Below are 23,866 nucleotides of genomic sequence, written 5' to 3' on the forward strand. Positions count from 1 at the left end.
GCTGTTTTTTTGCTTATTTTTACATCAAAAAAACACTAATTTTCATAAGAAAATAGGCTAAAAATTATATTTTTTTAAAATGAATCTAACATTCACAGAAGTTGATAATACTTAAATCACTTTGTTTTGAAGTATAATTAATAGTTATTAATTATACAAGTGTAGTTTTTTTCATATTTTATAATCAAAAATTTACTATTTTGAAATATTTTGTTTTGTAAAAAAATACAAAACTACCAGGAGAAATAATGAAATCAAAAAAGAAGTTTAACTTCAAAACGAAGGTATGACATAAATATGCCATATCACTCGGGTCATTGATACTAGCAACAACTGTAACTTTAAGTTCAATTTATGCATATTCAAAATGTTCACCAGATAGATTAGGAAGAAAAAATCCTGCCGATCCTTACTATCTACGAAATAAATTTGTTCAAACAAAAGATGCCAAAATATATTTCGTAACTAGTGATAAAGATAAAAAAATCGCTGATATTGATATTGCTAAAAATACAGCAACTTGAATAGACGAAAAAAATCCAAAGAAAACCAACACTAAATCCGTTGAAGAATACATTAAACATTATTATGATCTAAACAAAAGATATCCAGTTCTAAACATAAGATATGGTTCATTTGACTTTTTCAATGAATATCTTGAAGCAGTGTCTGCAAAAGATTTCTTTGATTTTACTAAATGATTTATGTTTAATGTTTCATGAGGACCTGAAATTGTTACTCTAAAAGAGTTTTCAATTGTAAAAGGTGTTGAAATGAAGGGGAATAGTATTACCCTTGGATCGCACTCAGATTTGAACAAAGAATATATGACCATTAAATTCTACCCTGATGCATTTTTTGGTACCTTGGCAGTATATTCGGAATTAAGTGGACGTGGAAATGCAAATGATGCACTTGTATATAAATTAAATGAAAAACTTCTGACAAATGAAGAAATTGAAAAGTTATTAAAAAATACTCCTGGTTATAATGTTTTTGCAAATATGTCAGATGAATCTGTTACTGAATATACATTCAGAAATATAACTGATATTCGTAGTTTGATAGGCACAAAAGTTTTTGCTATCAAAAAACCAAACTGAGATAGTGCATTAAAAGAAAGTTCGCTTCTTTCTTTTGAAAAATCCAGATACTATGTACCTCAAGATTATTTAATGCTTGTAGGTGGTAAAACAAAAGATGAAGCTAAAAAAGAATTAGCTAAACAAATTAAAAAATATGAATCTAGCGACAAACATAATCTTTTAAAGAATTTAAAAGATGATTCACTTGAAGAAAAAATAGTTTCAAATGTAACACTTGAAAAAAATACCACTGATGGAACATATGCTGATTATTATTTAAGAATTTGATTTGCTGATGGAAGTTTTTATAATTTATTTGAAACTCTTCAAAAAACCAAGCTTTTAGTTAAACTTGCCGATCAAGAAAAAGAACTTGATCTTGATAACATAATGAACCTTCATTCAGCTATAAGACATGCTAAAGAAAAATATGAAAAGGAAGTTCTTAGAGCAAATCAGTCAATTTCTGTACTAAGAGAAAAAATAACTAGCTTAGAATCTGATATAAAATCAGAAAATGAAGATTATGCATTAAACAAAAAAGATCTCGAAGCTTCAAAAACTGCTAAAGAACAAGAAATTGCTTCATTAGAAGCTCAATCGCCAACTGATCCCGCTGCAATAAATAAAGCTAAAGCCGAACTTGAAGAAATTAAAAAAGAATTGGCAAAACTTGAAACTACACACATCAATAACCTAAATAAGTTAAATACTAAGTTAAAAACTTATCGTGATGAACTTTCTGATTTAATCCAATTCTTGGATATAAAAGTTGAAGAATATACAGCACTAGTTTCATCTAACATCGAAACTGGAACTAATAATGATGATAAATCACTTTTTGTTACTAAAGTTTTTGAAATAGCAAAAAATTTACAACACAAATTTGTTGAATCATTTAATAAGAAATTAAAGATCTCATTAAAGATTGAAGAAAAAGATATACTTGAACAAAACAGTGTTTTAATAGTTTATAACAATGATTTAGCTTATCAAGTAAACCAAATAATTACAACTGAAACCTTGAAAGAAACTGCACAAGGTAGTTTCTTGAATTGAAGAGATTTCTATAACTTAAAAAACTTCTTGTATGATAAAAAAGAAAAATCAGACAATGAATTTTATGTATACTCACCATTTTTCAAATCAATAGTTCAACAATGAAATGATAAAAACCCAGGTGCTAAAGTTAAATTTGAATATCAAACTTTACTAACTGAACTGAAAGCATTGAAAGAACAAGATGCTACGTTAGAACAACAAATTGAGACTATTGATGCTGAAACAAAATCAATTCAATATAAAAACATTGGAAAAATCTACCTTGAACTTCTAGAAGCATTTACTCCTAGTGGAGAATTAAAAATTGATGGATTTATAGTTCCAGGAACTAAAACAAATAAGTTTCCATTAGGTACTATTGAAAAATGAAAAGAATTCTGTATTAAGAATTTTGATGTACTTCCTGAATATCTTCAATTGGTTAAAGGTAAATGAGATTCATTTTATAGTCAAAGAAAAACTTTTATTGAAACTAATAAAGCCTTATATGATGAAATTGTTGCTTTAGAAAAACAAGAAAAAGAATTGATGCAACAATACCCTAATTGATCTAGTGATTGAACTATTTATAATACATATATAAAACCCATAAGAGAACAAAAAAACCAGAAGATTAATTTGTGAAAACTTAAATCTAGTGAATCAGGTTATGTATCTTACGAACAAGTTGCTGCACATTTAGAATTTGAGAGTTCTCTAACAAATTCAATAACTTGAGCAAACGAACACAAAGCAAAAGAAGAAAATTATTATGCTTTGCAAAAACAAAGAAATGAAGTTGAACTAAAAATTCATTTACTTCAATTCAAAATGAATTTCTTCTTAAATTCAATTGATAAGAAGGATGGTAAGTTAACTGACTTATATTTGGAGTTCCTTCAGAAATATGAAGAATTGAAATCAGAAATGCAAACTGCTATTTCTGATTATCAAGATAAAGTTAAAGAATACTTTTCTAAAAAACATAAATTTGTTTTAGAACTAACAAACATTGATGAAACCAAATATGAAAAAATAGTTGGTATTTTAGATCTTGATGCAGAAAAACTTGAACTTTCAAAACAATTAGTTCCGAAAGTAGCAGAGAAAAAACAATTACTTGAAGCAATTGAAAAATTGAATAAAGAAATTCGTGAAATTAAAATCAATAAATATAAAGAAAAATTCAATGAATATAAAACAATGATGGGAAATGGGAAGTCTCATCTTGAAGGAATAACCAGCGAAACTAAAAAAGAATTAAAGAATTTAAAAGAACAATTAGCAAAAAACAAAAAGAAAATTGTTGAAAATGAAGAAAATTTAAAAACCGAAACTGATTCTAGTTTAAAAGAATATTTAGAATTTGAAAATTCTAAATTAACTGAGCAAAGTCAAAAACTTCTTCAATTACAAGATAAGTTAACTAAAATTAATAAAAATTCAAAATTCATCACCGAAACATATGAATCAGTTATTGAAGATGAAGATGATATAGATGAATTAGTTTTACAATCTATTGAAGGCATTTTTGAAAAAGCAAATGCTTTAAAAGAACAATTGGATGAAGCAAAAATTTTTCTAGAACAATACCAGAATACCTTAACTACATTTGTAACTGAATGTCAAACTAAATCTAGCCAAATTGGACTATCACCAGAAATTAAAGCAAAATATGAAGCTTTAAAAGGTGAATTTGAAACACAAAAAACTAAAGCTGGTAATTTAAAAACCACTCTTGAAAGTAAACAAAATAGTTTTTATAGTACTGAATATCAAGCACAGAACACTGTCTATACAGAACTACAATCAAATACTGAAATAGTAAATAAAACCCAAGAAATAACTACAAAAAAACAACAATTAAATAATCTTCAATCAGAAATCCAAGATGCTCTTGCACAAGGCGCTATTGAAGTTGATGATCCTGCAATATTCACAGAAGCTGAAAAATATGTAAATTTAAAAGCAGAATTAGAACAGCTTGAAAAAGAATATAAAGAAAAATGAGAAAAAATTAATCAAAAATGACCTACACCAATTAATTTTACTTCTGGTAAAAGTAATGAAAGATTATCAAAGATAATCGAAGAAATGAAAGCCAGAGAAGAAGAAATTCTCAAAGAAAAAGATCAAGATTTTGCAAAAGTAATTGAGCATGACAAAAAATTCAAAACTGGCAAAATAGATGAACTTGAAGGAAAAGTTCAAGAAGATGAAACTAAATATCACTTCCAAGAAAATATCTTAAAAGTTCGTCGTTTAGCAAGCCAATATGCTTCTGAAACAACTTGATTAAGAGATTTAGAAGATTCATTAACTACTTTTGAAATCAAGATTTTAGAACTTGATGCAATGATTAATCATCTAAAAACCATTCCTGGAAAACAAAATGAAATAGATGATTGTAATGATCTAAAGGCTCAATTTGAAATTTATAGAAATATTCATACGAATTATTTACAAAGTTCAGCAAATGTTTTAAATTCTACTTTTAAGCAATTAAAACAAGTAATTGCAACCTTAAAACAAAGTGCTGAACAAGCTAATACTTCAAGAAAGAAGTTATTTGATGAACTAAAATTAATTTTTTCTGATGTAACTAACAAGTTAAACAAAGAATTAAATCCAGCAATTAAAAAGAATTCACTTGTTGCTAAACTTGTAGAAGAATATCAAAAAGAATTAACTGATACATTAATTAAAGAGTCAAATAATAATAAATATCAAGCCGATTACAATGATGATAAAAAAGTTCTTGATATTTTAACAGGATACAAAAACGAGTTTCCTGAATTTAAACCTCTTCAAGATAAATACAAAAACCTTGCTAAAAAAACAATAGATGAAAAAATCAAGGTTAATTGAGAATATGCTTTTTATGAATTAAAACTAAAAGCAAATGAAGAAACTTTAGCTTTTTATGCTAAACAAATTGAGCAAATAAAAGGTGCAATCAATCAAATTCAAGAAGAACTAAAAAAACCTGGACTTACCACTCAAGAAAAAAACGATCTTCAAAATCAACTTGCTCAACAACAATCAGTACTTGCTACTTATGAAGCTGATCTTGCAACACTAGTTTCAAATATTTCAATATTAAGCCAAAAACTTGCTAAAGTTCAATTAACTACCGAACAAAAAGCTCAAATTTCAAAACTTCAAATTGAATTAAACAAGGTTAAAAATGAATTTGGCGAAGAACTTGAAAGACTTGGAAACTATCCAAACGATTTCAAAGATTGAACCAAAGGTCTATATCATCTAATTGATCCTTACAAAATAATTAACACAGCTTATAGAAAAACATCTGAAGTTGGAATAGAACTATACAAAAAACTTGCTTTTATAAATGCAAACAGAAAAGAAAATGAATTAGACTTGATGTCTAATGAAATTTTTAGTGAAATTAAAAATGAAAAAGAATTTGTTATAGCTAAAACAAAAATTGAACTTCGTGAAAAACTAATCAAATTAGGTTTAATAACTAAAGATTCAACCGAAGCTGACATTGATTTATATACTAAGAAAGTTAAACTAACTAATTTAGAAAAAAGCGGTTCTAAATTAGTTGTTTCAGTTCGGGGTATTTCTTCTTGAAAAGAAGATTGAGTAAACTTTGAAAATAATACAACTGATGTTTATGGAAAATTTGCTTTCGATGCAAAAGCAAATTCTTCAGTTATATCACTTGCTAATGATATGTTCAGTGTTTTAGATTACAAGAAAGTTGTAGTGCCTAGAATCTTACGTGAAGAAGGAGACATAAAAACTGAAGATGGCAAGTTAGTTAAAGGATATGCTATTTATACTGATGGATATGAAAACTTACTTGATGAAGTTTTAGATAAAGTACCTTATGCTGCTCAATGACTTGAAGGAACTTATATTGATAAAATACTTACTGATGATGGTGTTATAAAATATGAAGTTAAAAATGGTAAGTATTTAGGATTTAATAAAGATAGCCGTGTAGGGCTTTGGGCTATTTTAAAAGCTACAAACAAAAACTTCAAAGGTATATCAATTGATTTTCTAAAATTTGTAGCTGCCCATGAATACGGACACCATATGACATTAAATGGCGCACAAAATTTAGGAGATAAAAATCCAGATAATAAATCAGTTTTTGTTTCGGCTCTTACTCCTGGGGCTACTCCTGGAATTACAAATTATTACAATAAAGAAGCACTTGATTTATATTTAAAAGCAAGAACAAACCTTCAATTAACCACTAGAACATATTTGAATGGAAAATATGTTTTAGATAAAAATGGTGAATACCCTTCATTTATGTTTCCTAAGAAAAATGCAGATGGAACAATAAGTTATGAAGAAGAAAAAACTGAAGATATTTGAGGAACTCAAATAAATGATCCTAATGTTATAAAAGCTTTGAAAAATGAAAAGCGTCGTTTTATTCAAAACTTTGAAGGTATGAAAAAAGCCTTAGAAGAGAGAAGGGCATCATTAGGTTTTAATCCAAGCGATTCAAAAGGTATTTCATTATTTGACCTTTGATTAACCAACACCCTTGACACATTTTCAGGAACATTAAATCCATCAGTATCAGGTAAAGCAAAATACTTGGTATATGACAAGGTTGCTAAAAAATACAAATTCACCGAAGCATCATTAAAAATGTTAAGTGGCATTTTAAAAGATGGAAAAGGTAATCCAATTGAATTTGATGAAGTTACTCAGAAATTTAAAATTGCTGAATATGAATATCGAAAAGAAGATAAAGCTACTGGAGTTATTGGTAAATTCATTCTTAAAAAAGTGTTCATTAATGATGCTAATGGTCAACCTATAATATCAGCACCACTAAATAAAGATTTATACTATGATGCTAACTATGGTGAAAATGCAATTCAATATATATTGAATAAGATCAAAGAAGTTGAAGACAATATTGAAAGTTTAGTAGTTAAGAAATTTTTAATTAATGGTTGAGATGATTCATCAACTGCATTAACCATTGAACCAAAAATATCAATAGGATTTTCTAAACTTGCTGAGTTTGGTAAAAAAGCAGAGGATTATGAACCTACAAAAGCTTGATATAAAAGATTTGTAAAAGAACGTGATTTTACAAAACATAATATGACTGCTGCTTATTTTGCAGAGCCGACATATTGTTATGAAAATGGTCAACCTTATGGTAAGCCATTAGAATCACTTGCAGGCGGTTGAGAAAAAGATAATTACTTTGTTGATGTAAATGGAACTACTTTAATTCAACAACTTCCAAAACTAATGCTTGGTGGTTGAAATGGACTTAAATGAGGAACTGCTTCAGGTTTTGAAACTCATATTGATGGTGAAAACTATGTTGGTAATGTTGCTTCAAGTATAACATTTGGTGAAAATTTGCTAACAGAAGATTTGGGTTCCGCTCTAAAAGATTTCGGAATTCAAAAAACACTAAATCCAGTTTATTTATTAGCTCGTCAAATATTAGGTAATAATTTAGATTCAAGTTTATGATTACTTCTAAAAGCAGATGGTACACCTGCACCTAACTTTACTAAGCAAGGATTAACTGCTTTTGTTGATACTAGAACAGTTAAAACCATAAAATTCAATGCCTCAATTTTAAATAAAAACACTAAAACCTCACTATTTAATAGTATTTACTTACTAAAAGGCAGCGACAAACTATATGGTGATGAAATTGAATTTGATAATCTAAAAGATTGATTTAAATTTGTTTCAATTGATTTAACTAAAGCTAATTTAGATTCAACAACCAAAACCTTGAATTGAGATTTAGATTATGTTAAATCTAAATTTAACATCTTAACATTTAAAAGAGGATTAAAAATTTCTTATGAACAATACAAAAGTTCATTTGAAAAAATTGACCAAGAATATTTTGAATATTTAATAAGCAAAGCTAGTGAGCAAGAATTGGCTAATGAAATTATGAAACGTTATAGTGTTTCACCTTTAGCAGCATTTATCAAAAGATTTAAATTAAAAGATCTTGAAACTAAACAAAATCTAATGTGAGTCTTTGACCAAAACCTTGGTTTTGGTGAATACAAAACTGACAAATTCAACATTTTCGATCCTAGCGAGGAAAAATTTGAATTTGGTAAAGATAAACTAATTCAAACCTTCAAAGATTTTGCTACTGAATTTACAGTTCCTTATGAAAATCTAACTTCAGTTGATTATCTTCTAATGAATAGTAAAATTTCACTCCAAACCGAACAAATGATAGCTTGCTTCATAAACAACAAACTTTCATTAATTGATTTGATGCTAACTATTGTAAATGGTTCATTTAAAAAAGTAGCTCCTTCAGCTGATGCACTCAACTACTTTAACTCAAAAAATGAAAGACGTTTCAATGAATTTTTCACAGACTATACATATAACTTTGCTGAAGTTATAAACCGTGATAACTTGCAAATTACTTATACTCCTCCAACAGTTCAATTTGGTAATATGCCTTCATATTTAAGTGGAATTAGCGAAGCTACAACAGGACTTGAATATGTAGTTGATGCTACTGACACCAAAAAATGATTAGGGGCTGTAATCAAATTCAATGAACGGGGTAAAACCAACACTAGAAAAGCATTGATGAACTCAGTTCTAGAATTTAATAAGATTGAAAACGAAGAACAAAACCATATAGCTGATTCATTTAATCAAAAAGCAAAACAAATATTTTTATCAGATAAATCACAATTTGATAATGGGCATACATTCAGAAACTCATACTTTGGTAAGCTTCAAATCAATAACAACGGTTGATTTAAAGATAGATGATACCGTGAATTCTTAGACTTTAAGTTATATGATGATGAAGGAAAAGATATTGTTGATCCTTCAATTAGAATAAAAGATCTAGAAGGTAAACGTGTTGAAACTCGTGCTAAGGCTTACTGAGAGTACTATATTCAATCGCAAGGTGTAGGTAAAAGAAGTATGAGTGGTATTTGAAGAGACCGCGATAAAGATGCCATTGCATTTTATGGTTATATTCCAAAACATTTAACTAATAAAGTTAAATATCTAGCCTTCAAAGACACTAAAACTGGAAAAGTTAAAACTGTTGCATTGAATATAAAAAATAGTAACAATATGTTCTATTATAAAAATCAAGACATAAGAAATGAAGACAAGGCCTTTGAAGAAATTGGCAAACCTTACGATCAAAGAGTAAGACATTACATAAGTGATGAAAAATACATTTGAACAGGATCGGATGGAAAACCAGTGGCTGGAGTTGGATTTGATTCTTATGTATCGGATTACATTATTGCTTCTAAGTATTCAAATACATTGTTGCTACCAGGTCATGAATATGAAATTTATTTTGCATTAGATGAAAAAGGAACTTATGGTTGTGAAGTTTATCTAGGTGAAACACATTCTATTTCAGAAAATGGTAAAACATTCTCACAAGCACCAACTGCAATTTACAAACAGGTTGTAAATGGCAAGACCAAAATAATATTAAAAATACAAGATCAATTTAACATCTTCTAGAAAGGAAAAGAGATATGAAAACAAAAACCAAATTAATATTGTCACTAACTTCTCTAGCAGCAGTGTCTGCTGCACCTTTGTTGTTTGTTTCTTGTAGTTGTAGAAATATAGGATATGATTTAGGTCTTACAGTAGCTCCATTAAACTCATTAAATTACATAAAATATTTATCAGTTGATAAAGTCTTACCTAGTTTAGTAGAATCGCCTCTAAAATCAGGACCTAATGAATCATTGAAAAGAATTTATGCTTTGCCTGAAATTAAGATGAGTATGTATGGTGGAGATGATAATTCTAATACTATGGAAAATTTTGTGAAAGTACATGTTGATGGAATAATTCAGCCTTCTTCACAATTTTATCCATTAGACCAATTTGGTTCAACCACTGGAACCTTAATAGGTCCAAATGGTGAGCTTCCTCAAATTAGTGCAATTAGAACTAATAACAATAAGTTTTTATCTGTTACTATGAATTTAAACCACGGGTTAAGTAAATGATCTAATAATGATGATGTTTATGCCGAAGATTATATAGATGCTCTTCATTACATTTTAGATTTCAACACAGGTAGCCAAAAACAAACTAACTTGCTTCAAAAGAAAATAAAAGCAACTTCAAGAATGTTAGAAGCTCAACAAAATTATGTTAGAAAGTTTCAAAAAGCATACCAAAATCCTTTTGGTTATCCTGATCTTGCAAAAGGACGGGATGGAAAGCTAATCTATAAAATAGATGACAAAATTGATCCCACAAAACCTTTTGCTTCGCTTTGACCTTCGCAAAACAAAGGCGATGAAGATTATGTTGAAGCTATAAGAAAAGCTGCTTTGGATATGGGACTTTATTCAGGAAGATTATATTTCAACCACTCAAATGCAGAAATTTTAAGTTCAATTCCTTATTCGCCTGAATTTGATTTTTCAAAAGAAGTTTCTTATTTGATGCTTCCAAATCCAAATTATGATCCAATAAATAAAACAGCAGATGAACTTAAAAATATTCCTAAAAGAGTTAAAACTCTTGTGCGTAAATATCCTTATGCTGATCCTTACCAAAAATGAGATCTATCAAGTCTGCTTCAAAAAGCAAGTGAACTTAAAGCTAAGTATCTAAATCAATATCCTTCTGGTGAATATGATGATATGAAACTTTCAAAGATCAATGAAAGCGAAGTAAATCCTCATGATACCACCAAAGATTTAGATATCACAAGTTATGCTAAAAGAATGATATTTTGCTACAATGAATACTCACTTAGAATTGAATATGATAGTTTTGAACCAACATCACTAAGTAATGCTTACCATGATTTGGAAGATACACTAATTCCAATCAACAGAAAATTTGTTGAATCTATTGGAGGAATCAATAACTTTGGACTTGATCGCGATAAATTCCTAACCAATGGACCTTTCACTATTGATGGACTTGTGTTTGGACCACAAGGTTATATGACTCTTAAAAAAGATAATAGATACTATTCTCATGATAGAACTATATCTAATAAAATAAAGTTGTACTTTAGTTCAGATAGTAATCTAAACTCAGCACTATATGATGATGGTTACATTGCTTCAACTAGAATTCCAGCAATTCAACAAATAAATTATTGATCTAATTTAAACTATAGAAAAAATATGAACAAATCTTCTGGATTTGGAACGATTGCATTTGCTTTCAATTTAGATCAAGAAACTAATGGTAAAAGTTATTTAAATGATAATAATTTAAGAAATGCAATCTATTATGCTATTAACCGCAATGATCTTCTAAAAATAGTTGGATGGAACTCATCATTTCCAGTTAATACTTGAACTGCATTTGGTCAAAGTTCATCAAGCTTTGGAGATGCTACAGAACTTGGATTTGACCACGACACTATATTAACTAAAGTTGATAAGACATTGGAACTTCCAATTCAAAACTATAGCCACATTGACCACTTGTCTAAATCTTATAAATTTGAACACGTAGATAGAACTGATAAAACTTACTTACCTAAAATTGCTAATAAATACTTGGATCTATTCAAAAAAGATCATCCAAATATAAAACAAATTAGTTTGAAATATATCCATAATTCAACTGATGAACAATTAAATGCTGGTATTGGGTTAAAAGATGCTTTAACAAAAGCATTTGGCAAATACATTGATTTAGAAATCAAAGGTCTTCCTGAAAATGTTTATGAAGATGCTAGAACAAAAGGTCAATTTGATATTATCTATCGGAACTTTGATACCTTTGGTTCAGATTCATATTCATATGTAAGAGTATTTTTCAAACCTGATGAAATTAAAAAAGCAGATCAAAAAAGTACTGGGTTTAGAAATAACCCTGCTGCCTCTTGAACTTATAAGGATTATTTCAAAGAACTAGGCATTACTAGAAATCCAGATACTGATGCAATTGAAATTAAAGACACTAAACTTGCTGATGACACACGCGAACGTTTGAGATTAGATGAAGAAATATGAAATAAAATTATTGATCTTTCATTAATTAAAAAAGGTGAAAGCATTAGCAAATACACCGAAAGATATTCAGCTTATTTCTCAGGTCAATTCAATGATGAAGAAAAAGCAAAGAATTTCACCGAACGGACAATTGTAGCAACAATTGCTGCACTTGAAAAAATTATCAGAGATGGATCGCCTGTAATTCCTTTAATGGAAGTTGATACTTACTGAGAAATTTCACGGGTTGGAGGTGTTAAATCACTTTACAAATATTCACTTCAATATGCCTATGATGTAAATAACCCTCCAATTAAAACACTACCAACTAAAATGGAATTTTAGAGAAAGGATAATAATGCAAAAAGATACTAACCAACCCCTGCAACCTTCAAGCCCTCAACTTGAAGTTGCTACAAAAATCAATAAAAAAGAAAAAGTTATTAAGCCTTCTTATATTATCCTTACCGAATCAGAATATGAGCAAAGTATAACTTCTAAGAAAAGCAAGAACTTTAGTTCTTATGTTGATTTTAATAATAAAACCAAAGTGAAACTTCCTTGATGAAAGAAGATGTTCAACATTGAATCTCCTCTTGTAAAAGGTATGTTAAAATCACTTAAAATAATTGCAGAATTTATTATAGTTGCCTGAATTGTTATTACAGCTACATTCTTCTTAATAAATTCTGTACCTGGTTCAATGACAATTTCAGCTAACCTAGATGATGCCCAAAGAATTGCAATTGAAGAAAAATATGGACTTAATTTACCTATTGGGAAACGGTACGGAATTTATCTTGCTAATTTAATTAGAGGAGATTTTGGACTTTCATTTTCAGTATTTCCAGGATCTTCAATTAATAGTTTCATTTGAGTTAGATTCTTGAAGAGTTTTTACATCGGAATATTTTCGGTTATTCTAACCTTAGGGATTGGAATTCCTATCGGTGTTTATGTTGGAATGAATCCAAATAAACTACCTGATCATTTAGCAACTATATTTGTTTCAATATTTTCATCAATTCCATCACTAGTATTTGCTTTACTTTTACTATTAATTGGTAGAGCAATTGGAATTCCGTATATTTTTGATGAAAAGAATTTAATTACTTATATTTTGCCTGGCTTTGCCCTAAGTCTAGGATCAATCATTGTTTATATAAAATATATAAGATCAGAATTAAACCGTGAATTAAATTCACAACATGCTAAGTTCTGTTATTTAAAAGGTATGACTAAACGTCATTTCGTTTGAAAGCATGCTTTAAAACCATCACTATTTCCTATTGCTACATTTTTCCCTGTTGTTATTTTTGGTAGTTTCATTGGTTCAATGTTTGTTGAACAAATCTTCATTATCACAGGTTCAGGAGGATTATTGCTTCAAGCAATAACTTCAAAAGACTATAACATTATTTTATTCATGGTTTCACTATTTTCATTAATTACTATTTTATCTTACACACTAAGAGATGTTCTATATGAACTTATTGATCCTCGTGTGAGAAAGAGAGGATAATGATGGCAAAATTCAGTCAACAACAATTTGAAGAAAACTTGCAACGCGAAGAAGAAAGATTAGCACCAAACAAGTTTTTGCAGCCACTTAATTATCAAAAATATAAATTAGTTTCTAAAATAGTAAATTATCGTGAAACTTCATTTATGCAAAATCAACAAAAACCTTGAAAAGAATTTTTCTATCGTTATAGTAGAAATAAAGGTGCTATTGTTGGATTTGTTGTTCTTGCAGCCTTATTGCTCTGTGCATTGTTCATCCCATTTTTTACCCAAGATCCTTCGAAATTGAATCCAGATAAAATCTATAAATCATTCTTTACTGATGGACACGTTTTTGGAACTGACCAACAAGGCCGGGACATTTGAGCACGTTTGTGATGAGGACTTCGTTATTCAGTTGCTCTTGCAGTAGTATCAACTTTGATCCAAGTTTCCATTGGTTTGGTCGTTGGTATTATGATGGGGCATTTCAGAATGTTTGATAAAATTATGACTTTTATAATTAAAGTAGTATCAAATATTCCTTCGATTATTATTCTAATTGTTATTACAATTGTTTTAAATCCAACATTCTGAGTTATAGTTTTTGCTCTTACTTTTACTTCTTGAACAGGTATTGCTAACCAAATGCGTTCACAAGTTTTAAGAGCGAAAAACTATGAATGAGTCTCAGCTTCAAGAATTTTGGGCACTCCTACTTGAAAAATTTTACTTAATTATTTGCCTGTTGTTTTACCACTATTGATCACTGAAATTGTGTTTCATATACCTGGAGTTATCCTTTCAGAAACTTCACTTGCATTCATAGGTCTTTCAATTCCTAATAAATCTACACTAGGAAATTTAATTACAGAAGGTTCAAAAATCTTCTCAACTTCACCTCGTTATGTGTTAATTCCATCAACAATGTTAATTTTAGTAACTACTAGTATTCAACTAATTTCAGCAGGTGTTCAAGATAGTTTATTGAGACAAAGATAGGATAAAAAATGGAAGAAAATAAAGAAAAAAAGACCAAAAAAATTGCTTCAAAATTAGCAACTAAAGCCAAAACCACAAGTGTCAAAAAAACTGTTAAAACAACCAAAACTTCAAAAACTAAAAAGCCTACTGAAACTAGTGCTATTGTAAATAATGAGCCTATAAACGCAGAAAACACCCCAAAACAAGAAGTTGGAAACATATTCACAAAAAATCTTTTAGAAAACTTTTCAAGTACAACTTCTAAAGTTGCTGCCAAAAAAGAGCAAATTGAAACTTCTAAAAAACTTGAAGTTGAACACGAAACTACTCAATCTCAAGTGTCTCAAGAACCTCAAATTCCAGAAGTACAAAAAGAGCCTTTGTATGATTATAATGTTTCAATTGATGATTCAGGATATTCAAAAATTTTCAAAAAAAGTTTGGAATTTAAGGTTAAACCCGAACCTGAATCAGTTAAACAAATGACTGGTCTTCCTACCCCTAGTTTTTGAACAGTATTAAAAAAATCATTTATAAATGCAGGCAAGCAAATTAAATATTTCTTCACTGAAGTCTTGCCTACTTTATTCAAAAAGAATAAAGTGAAAAAAGATTTTTTTAACTTTGATGAATATATTCAAAAAGCTGATGAAGAATACATTTTTAACAAGTGAAGAAAAGTTGTGGCTGAAGTAAAAGATATTTATCTTTCATTTGCAAATCCTGCAAATCCTAAAGAAAAAAATATTGTTCTTCGTGGTCCTAGTTTTAAAGTTTATGAAGGATGTGTTCATGCCATAATTGGTGAATCAGGATCTGGTAAATCAGTTATTACTTCTCTTCTTTACGGTCTAACTGGAAACAATGCTATTTTAGAAGGTGGTATTGTAAAACTATATGGACTTGAAGTTCAAAACTTTAGTTTAAAAGATTGAGAAAAAACTAAATTACGTGGTCGTATTGTTTCAGCTGTTTTTCAAAACCCTATGTCAATCTTAGATCCTACAATGAAAGTTGGCGAGCAAATCATTGAAGGAATGTTGATTAATAAGATTGTTCAAAACAGAAAAGAAGGTAGACAAGAAGCGATTAAATATCTTGAACTTACTAAAATTAATAACCCTGAAAAAGTTATGGGAGCATATCCACATGAACTATCGGGTGGTATGATTCAAAGAATAGCACTTGCAGCCATTGTTTCTTTAAAACCTAAACTTTTAATAATGGATGAACCTACTACGGCACTTGATCCTACAGTTCAAGCACTTGTACTTGATATCATTCGTGAACTTCAAAGTAAGTTCAAAATCTCAACTATCTTTATTTCTCACGACCTTGGTGTTGTTGCTTCTATTGCTGATTACATTAACATTATGTATGCGGGTCAAATTATAGAAGCAGGTACTAAAGAAGAGATTTTAGGGCATCCAATGCACCCTTATACTTGAGGGCTAATTATGTCAATGCCTGATTTCAATACTAGTGAAAAATTAAGGGTTATTCACGGAGCAGTTCCATCTTCTTTAAATAATATAGTAGGAGATGCGTTTGCTGTAAGAAATGAATATGCACTTGAAATTGATTTTGAACAAGAGCCAAGTATTTATCAAATTTCACCAACACATTTTGTTAAATCTTCACTACTTTCAGAATATGCTCCTAAAGTAGAACCTCCTAAAATTATCCAAAACTTATGAAATAAATTTGATGCTCACATCGAAAAACTTTATGGTAAAAACATTTATGTTGAAGATAAATTATTTGATTACTATAAAGTTAAGTCAGATGAACATAACATTCAAACTGAAAAATTAATTGAAGAAGCTTGCATAAGAGAAGAAAAACGCAAACTAGAAGCAGAAGAAGAAGCTAAATTAAAAGCAGAATTTGAAGCTAAAAAAGCGGCTAAGAAACATAAAAAAGATGAGGAGAAAGCAGATAATGGCAAAACAATCTAAACAATATTATTGTGAAACCAAATTATTTGGCAAACAATTATGTCGTGAAATTGTTGAAGGTACAAGCGAAATGCTTTCAACTTATCCCGATAAAAATGTCTTAGTCGAAATAAGAAACTTAGACATCACTTATGGAAATGCTTTAAAAAAGTTTTACGCTATAAAAAACTTGAATCTAAATATTTATGAAAACGAAGTTTTAGGTCTTGTAGGTGAATCGGGTTCTGGAAAATCAACCACTGGACGTGCTATTATAGGACTAACACCTCATTCGTTTGGATATATAAAAATTCAAGATAGAATTATTCCTAAAAATATGAACAAAGGTCTTTCTTTTACTAAAGCTAAAAAAGACCTTGTGCAATTTATGATCAATAAAGTGCAAATGATTTTTCAAGATCCTACAAACTCATTAAATCCTTATAAAAACGTGGAATGAATTGTAGGTGAAGGATTAAATAATGCTAAAAATATCAAATTGCTTTTCCAAATAGATTTTAACCAAAATGTATTTGCTAACATTCGAGAAAAAATAAGAGAAATAGATCCTGAATCTAAAATTATTGAAAATCTAAAAGAAAGTTATAAACTTCTTTTATCAACTTTAGAAATCTCAGATAAATATATTTATGAAACTTTGTACAATGATTTCAAAACACTAGCCACAAAAAATGCAAAGTATGAAGAAATAATAAAATATATTGATGATTCTAAAATTGAAAAAGACAAACTTTCAACTGCAACCCCAAAAGAAATTAAAAAAATGTTAGTTATCAATATGTTGAAAGAAGTTGGACTTGATGAATCAGCACTTGGTCGTTTTCCATTAGAATTTTCAGGTGGACAACAACAACGTTTGGGAATCTGTCGTTCAGTTATTCTAAAGCCAAAACTTCTAATAGCAGATGAACCTATTTCAGCGCTTGACGTTTCTATTCAAGCACAAGTTATTAATATTTTCAACGAATTCAAAGAGAAATTTAATTTAACAATTCTTTTTATTGCTCACGACCTCCGTATGGTTGAATATATTTCAGATAGAATTGCCGTTATTAATAAAGGTACTTTATTAGAAGTTGGCAAAACTGAAGAAATTATTCATAATCCAATTCACCCATATACTAAATCACTTCTAGATGCTATTCCTTCAATCGAAGCTAAAAAAGGATCTTTGCTTGGTTATCAATATGATACTGCGCTTCATAAATATGATGAAAACAACCAACCAAAATGACAAAAAATAAATAGTGACCACTTTGTACTAGCTTCTGATGATGAACTTGAACTATTCAAGTCAATCAAATGTGAAAATCATAAGTAATTAAAAATATTTAATTTAATCAGAGCAAAACTCTGATTTTTTTGTTTTTTAAAAGATGTTTTGTGCGAAATTTACAAAAAAATAAGTTTGAAAAATCTGAAAATTCAATGCTTTTATTTTTCAAATCAAAAACCCAAAAATTAACATATTAAAATTTAAAAATTTTATTAAAATTATAGAGACCATTAAACAAAGATTATAGGTACTGACAATGCAAGAACAAAAAGATGATGAAAAACCAAAAAAATGTAAGAAACATAAACAAGTTCTCACACAAGAAATTAACTTAAATCCATATAATGTTAATTTCTTTACAATATGAAAAAAATTTCCAAAGAAAATGTTTTTCATATTTTTATCTGCAATGTTATATAACATCGGAGTTGCTATTTTCCTAGGAAAAGCAGCAACAGTTGCGTCAGGGCTTTCTGCATTAGTTCAGGGTTTAACTTATTCAGTAAGTAAAACAGCACCTTATTTTGCTTACATTTATTTTGGAATTAACTTACCTTTCATAATTGCATTTTGACGCAAAAATCCTAGAACATTTATGTTATTTACACTTTATTGGTTGCTATTTCAAGTAGTGTTTCAATCAATAATGTTAATTAAACCTATTCATCTTACATTTGATAAAATTTCTATTTTCTATATAAATTGAAAACCTGGTATTTCTTGAAGGCAATTACAACCTTGAAGTGTTTATTCAACCCTTGAAGGTAATCACACCTGACCTGTAATTATTTACACTTTAATTGGTGGGGTTTGTGCCGGGGTTTCGTCTGGGCTTGCTTGAAAAAATTCAGGATCTACAGCAGGTAGTGACATCATAGTTTATTATATTTCAAGAATGAAAAAGAAAAGCATTGGTTCAGTTTCAACATTTGTGGCTTTAGCATTTGCAACTTTTTCAATTTCATTAATCTTTTTCTTAGAATACTTCAATGTTAGTGCTGATAAACCATGAAACCCCGCAATGTTTTTATTAAGAGCAGTTTCTACAATTATTTATATCTTTATCTATAATGGCTTTCTTGAAATCTTATATCCTAAATACAAAAAAGTTAAAATTGAAATTTATTCTAAAAAAGCAGCCGAAATTATTGACCACTTAAAATCAATTAATTATTGACACGGTTATAACTACGAAAGTCTGACGAGTGGATATAGCAAAGAACAAGTTATTAAAATTGAAACTATTGCTTTGTTCTTAGAACAAAATCAAATAAAGAATGAAATTCTTTCTATTGATGATAAAGCATTTATAACTATTGCTCCACTATATAAACTTATCGGAAACTTCAATACCTCAAAAGTTGAATAATTAAAAAAAATAGTTCACCATAAACCTAGATAAATATTAGACACAAATTAGAAAAAAATCTAGTCTAATATTTATCTAGGTTTAATCTTCTATCTTTTTCTAATTGGCTAATAAAATTTAATCATATTATTCAAAAGAATAAAAATGTATAATTTTATTATGGATAACATTTCTTCTAATAAACATATTAAAAAAGATATTATTCTTGAAATAACAAATGTTTCAAAGCTAATTAAAAACAAAATGTTATTAGAGAATATTTCATTTAAATTAATTACTAAATCTTTTCATGTTCTTATAGGACGCAATGGTGCTGGTAAATCTACATTAATGAATATTCTTACGGGCAATGATAAAAATTATATTGGCGATATATATTTTAAAAACGAAGATATTAAATTAGTAAAAATAAGAAAAAGTTGTATGTATTTTAACACAAATCTTTCCTTTCCTTTGTGATGAAATGTGTTTGAATATATTAAAAACTTTTCTTATTTTTTTAATAATAAAATTTTGTCTAATAAAGAAATAATGAACAAATTAGCTGAATATAATTTAGAGGATAAGATTAAGTCAAATCCTAATTTTTTATCATCTGGCGAAAAGAAAAAATTACCAATAATTTTGGTCGAACTTTTAAGACCTGAACTAGTATTTTTGGATGAGCCTGATTCAAATTTAGATACTGAAGCTAGAAAATTTATTTATGAGAAATTAAAAAATATTTCAGAACAAGGAAGCTCGATTTTTATTTCTAGTCACTATAACGATGAAATCAAACAATATGCTAATTGTGTTACTTATATAGAAAAAGGAAAGATTTTAAATTCGATAATTGATAGTTCAAATTTGAATACCAAGATTATTTCAAATGTAAAAAATAGAAGGAATAAATAATATGAAAAATTTATTTAAAAGTCATGCAGTTTATTTCTTTAAAAATAAAATATTAATTTCATTAGTAACTATTTTGCTATTATGTTCTTTTAGTGTTTCTCCATTTTTCTTGAATAATTCATTACTATATAATTACAATTGAATAATTTATTTTATTATATTTTCAATAGTGGTTCTATTATCATTAGTTTTATGTTATTTCTTTTTGGTTTCTACAAGAAAAAACCAATATGATCAATTATTAAATTCACTATATTCTAATAGCAGAAAAATTTTTATATCAAAATATGTATATTTAGTAACAATTTTTGCCATCTTAAGTTTATTTATATCTATTATTACTACTTTATTTATGCTAATAATTTTTAAGAATAATATTTATAATTTTCTTTATTTTTTAGCAATGCTATTTATCAATTTTATTGTCTTTAATTCATTTTTCTGGATTTTTACTTTCTTTAGTAGTTTTTCAAAAAAATTAATATATAAAAATATGGTTAATGCAACATTAGCTATTTCCGTAATTAGTATTCCAATTTTTGCAAAAGCTTTTTCAAATAAAGATAGACACAATATAAGATTTTCTGAATTATCTAAAATTGTTGAAGTTTCAAAAAATAATCAGAATCAAGATTATTATGTATCTAAAAATGCTTTTGTTAACAAGAATAAATTTTATGTAACTTTTGATTTAGTTAATGCATTTTATTTTAGTTCTATTTCTATATTTAAGAAAATATTTATAAAAAATTATGATCCAACAAAAGTTTTGAATTCTAAATTTTCAAATTATGTTATCAATAGTGTTATTGAGAATAAAAAATGAAATAATAATAATGACTATTTTATATATGATTTAGAGACCAAACCAATTGTTTCTTATAAAAACAATGAGTTATTAGAATTAATAAATAATGAAATATATGTGAAAAATATTGATTTAGATGCTATTAATAATATTAGAAATTTAATTAATAAATTAGAATGAGATAAATTAGTTTTATCTTCAAAAGAGATTGATTTAATTGAAATATTATCTGGTAAAAACAACAAAATTATTCAATATTTAAGAAGAGATTGAAAATATCTATTAAATAATAATGTTCAATTACAAAATTTAATAATTAATAAATTTGGATTAGAATTTTGGAATTTATTAAATGACTTTTATGATGTTTATTCTTTCAATGCATATTTAAATATTGATATTAAAAATGCTAATTTTTACTTTGAAAAAGATGTTAAAACTAATGATGAATATGATTTTGATAATAAAATAAATGATATTGATAAAGAATATTTAAAAAAACATTTTGCTAATTTTATTAATGATAAAGTATTTTTTAATAACAATAAATCAAAAAGATTTTCTATAAATTTAATTGATTTTCAAAAAGTTTTTAAAAATATAAATAATCAACTTGATTGAGAAAATTTTATAGAGGAAAACGCCACCTCATTGAATAATATTAACCGTATTCTTACTGATATATATTCATTTAGCAATGAATTTAATACTATTGAAAAAATTAAACTTCTATCTAATTCATCAATAACAAAATATTACAAAGATATTTTGACACCCATTTTGGAATTAGATCCAAGTCTTAATTTAATTTACACATTTTTACTTTTATTAATTATTAGTATAACAATACCTTTAACAATATTTAGATCAATAAAAGGAGAGATATAATGAAAAAAAGTCATAAAATTGCATCTATTTTATTTGGAACATTATTACCAATCACAATTGTTCCAAGTATTATTACAATAGCGGCAATAGGTAAAAGAAATAAATCCGAAGGTTTTTATTACAATGATAAATATTTTGCTAATTCTTCGGAATTTGAAAATCATGTTAAAAATGAAATTAGTCAAGCAATGAGCTATGATGAAAGAACAATTTATTATGCTAATAACATTAATAAACAATTTAATTCTGAAGCAGATTTAAATAAATTTTTATATAAGAATATAAAAAGTCATGATGTAAATCTATTAAAACAAAATATATTATATGAAAATGATTCAAATTTGCACTTAACATTAGATCAACTAAATGAAATGGATTTAAATAATTTAGATTACAATACAAGAGCTTATTTGGGTATAAACAATGTTGCTTATAATAATGAAAAAGATGCAAAACTTTCATACATTAATAGCGCACAAATTTATAAGTTTAATAATAAGTATTATGCAAATAAAGAAACCATAATTAATGAAATAGTATTAGATTACAATAGAATTAAAAGCACATATTCTACAGAAAATGAAAGAATAAACGAATTTAAGCGATTATATAATTTAACTGACACTGATTATAAGAGATTTACTGCTCCTAACGGAAGTGTTTCTGATATTAATTTTCAAAATAGTAATAATGAATTTAATTTAGATTTATTAAAACAGTTTATTAGCAATAATGCAAAAAGATATATAAAACATAATGGCAATATTTATGAAGTTGATGAATTTGTTAATAATCATTTTGCTAAACAAGATTGAAAAGGTTCATCAATTATTAAAGTAAAATCAACAAAAGGCGATAAGAAATATTTAGTTGACATAGATAAAAATGATGAGGCTAATTTTTATGGTGATTATATCTTAAAATCTCCAAGTGATGAAATTAGAGATTTTAAAAATCCTTCCAAATGATCAAAACGTAAAAGAAATGAAAATGTTATATCTTCTAAAGATTCTATATATAAAGAAATAGTTAATAAATTTGTTTCAAATTTAATGATGACGGTTAATAATTATTTATTAGAAAAGAAAATAAAGGAAAATCCTAGCCAAAAAGAAGAATTACTAAATAAATTTCACAACAATTTTTCAATTTTTAACTTTTTACCTTTAATAGATGAAGCTGAAATATTAAAAACTCATTTAAAAGCTTTTCATATCAATGATAATAAACATTCAAATTTATGAGAAAAATTTGAAGAAATTATTAAATTTATGAAAAATGGTAAAAGAGGAACATTTTTCAATCAATTAAATGTTTTATATTTTTCAGGATTAGCATATTTTGCTAAAGACGGTGCCTCTAATACACTTGTTTTATTATTTAAAAAATACTTTAAAAATCTAATTAGTAAAATAGATTCTTATTTAAGTGATGCATTAGGTGATTTATATGTAGATAATCAAGAAAAGAAATTAAATTTAGTAGAAGCATATAATCTAGATGATTATTCATTAGATTTAGATATAAACAATGATTTTTTCATTAGTAAATTAACTAATAGCGATAATGTTATTAATGCTATTGGAACTATTAATTTAGCTGCAACAAATGCAATGAACTCTTCATCTGCAATACCTTTTAGCGATGAAGATTTATTAAGAAAATCATCAAAAAATTATGATAAATTAGAAAAATTGTATGATAAATATTCATTGAGTTCTAAAGATAAATCGAATTATATTTTTGATGATAACACAGGCGAATATATTAGAACAGAAATATATCAAGACAACAATGAAAACATTGCCTCTAATGCATTACAACATTATAATTATGAATCAGCAAAAGCAATGAATGAATATTTAAGAGAAAATTTCTTAAATAATTTAAAAGATGTTGATTATTCAAAACTATATACAAATAATGCTTTGATGAAAAATTATGAGTTTGGATTTAATTATTATAAAAAGGTTGCAATTGAATTTTATAAAAATTCATCTTCATCTCTATCTAAAGAAAAAATAAATGGATTAAAAACGTTAAACTTTAATAATGAAAATGATATTCAAATATTACAAAATGAAGTAAAAAA

The 23,866-nt window shown here is 27.1% G+C and carries 10 protein-coding genes; all 10 read left to right on the forward strand.

The genetic code is table 4. The features are described 5' to 3' along the window. Nucleotides 1-248 precede the first annotated feature (248 nt). On the forward strand, nt 249-9,632 hold the full coding sequence (locus JN03_RS09735) for a PDxFFG protein (protein WP_134076686.1): 9,384 nt from the start codon (nt 249-251) through the stop codon (nt 9,630-9,632). 14 nt (nt 9,633-9,646) lie between these two features. Next, nucleotides 9,647-12,436, forward strand: a complete 2,790-nt coding sequence (locus tag JN03_RS09740) for an ABC transporter substrate-binding protein (protein ID WP_134076687.1) — start codon at nt 9,647-9,649, stop codon at nt 12,434-12,436. Between the two features lie 145 nt (nt 12,437-12,581). Next, nucleotides 12,582-13,613, forward strand: coding sequence for an ABC transporter permease (locus tag JN03_RS09745; protein WP_422385924.1), 1,032 nt, complete (start codon nt 12,582-12,584; stop codon nt 13,611-13,613). Then, the gene (locus JN03_RS09750) at nt 13,613-14,596 is read left to right on the forward strand and encodes an ABC transporter permease (protein WP_166666767.1); all 984 of its coding nucleotides are present in this window, start codon (nt 13,613-13,615) and stop codon (nt 14,594-14,596) included. The genes JN03_RS09745 and JN03_RS09750 overlap by 1 nt, the downstream gene beginning before the upstream one ends. 8 nt (nt 14,597-14,604) lie before the next feature. Beyond that, nucleotides 14,605-16,536 (forward strand): ABC transporter ATP-binding protein, encoded by a 1,932-nt coding sequence (locus JN03_RS09755; protein WP_134076689.1) that lies wholly within the window; start codon nt 14,605-14,607, stop codon nt 16,534-16,536. Further along, the gene (locus JN03_RS09760; RefSeq protein ID WP_119863715.1) at nt 16,520-17,857 is read left to right on the forward strand and encodes an ABC transporter ATP-binding protein; all 1,338 of its coding nucleotides are present in this window, start codon (nt 16,520-16,522) and stop codon (nt 17,855-17,857) included. Before JN03_RS09755 ends, JN03_RS09760 begins: the two co-directional genes overlap by 17 nt. 211 nt (nt 17,858-18,068) lie before the next feature. Then, on the forward strand, nt 18,069-19,181 hold the full coding sequence (locus JN03_RS09765; RefSeq protein ID WP_051599091.1) for a YitT family protein: 1,113 nt from the start codon (nt 18,069-18,071) through the stop codon (nt 19,179-19,181). A gap of 144 nt (nt 19,182-19,325) precedes the next feature. Continuing rightward, entirely contained in the window at nt 19,326-20,078 is a 753-nt protein-coding gene (locus JN03_RS09770) for an ATP-binding cassette domain-containing protein (protein WP_277870482.1), read from the forward strand. 493 nt (nt 20,079-20,571) lie between these two features. After that, a complete protein-coding gene (locus JN03_RS09775; protein WP_134076690.1) occupies nt 20,572-21,774 on the forward strand; it encodes a hypothetical protein in 1,203 nt (400 codons plus the stop codon). Further along, nucleotides 21,774-23,866 (forward strand): hypothetical protein (locus JN03_RS09780; RefSeq protein WP_134076691.1); only part of this gene is annotated, 2,093 nt, incomplete at its 3' end. The genes JN03_RS09775 and JN03_RS09780, both read left to right, overlap by 1 nt.

It is taken from the genome of Metamycoplasma hyosynoviae (assembly GCF_004365165.1).
In the GTDB taxonomy this organism is placed as follows: domain Bacteria; phylum Bacillota_I; class Bacilli_A; order Mycoplasmatales; family Metamycoplasmataceae; genus Metamycoplasma; species Metamycoplasma hyosynoviae.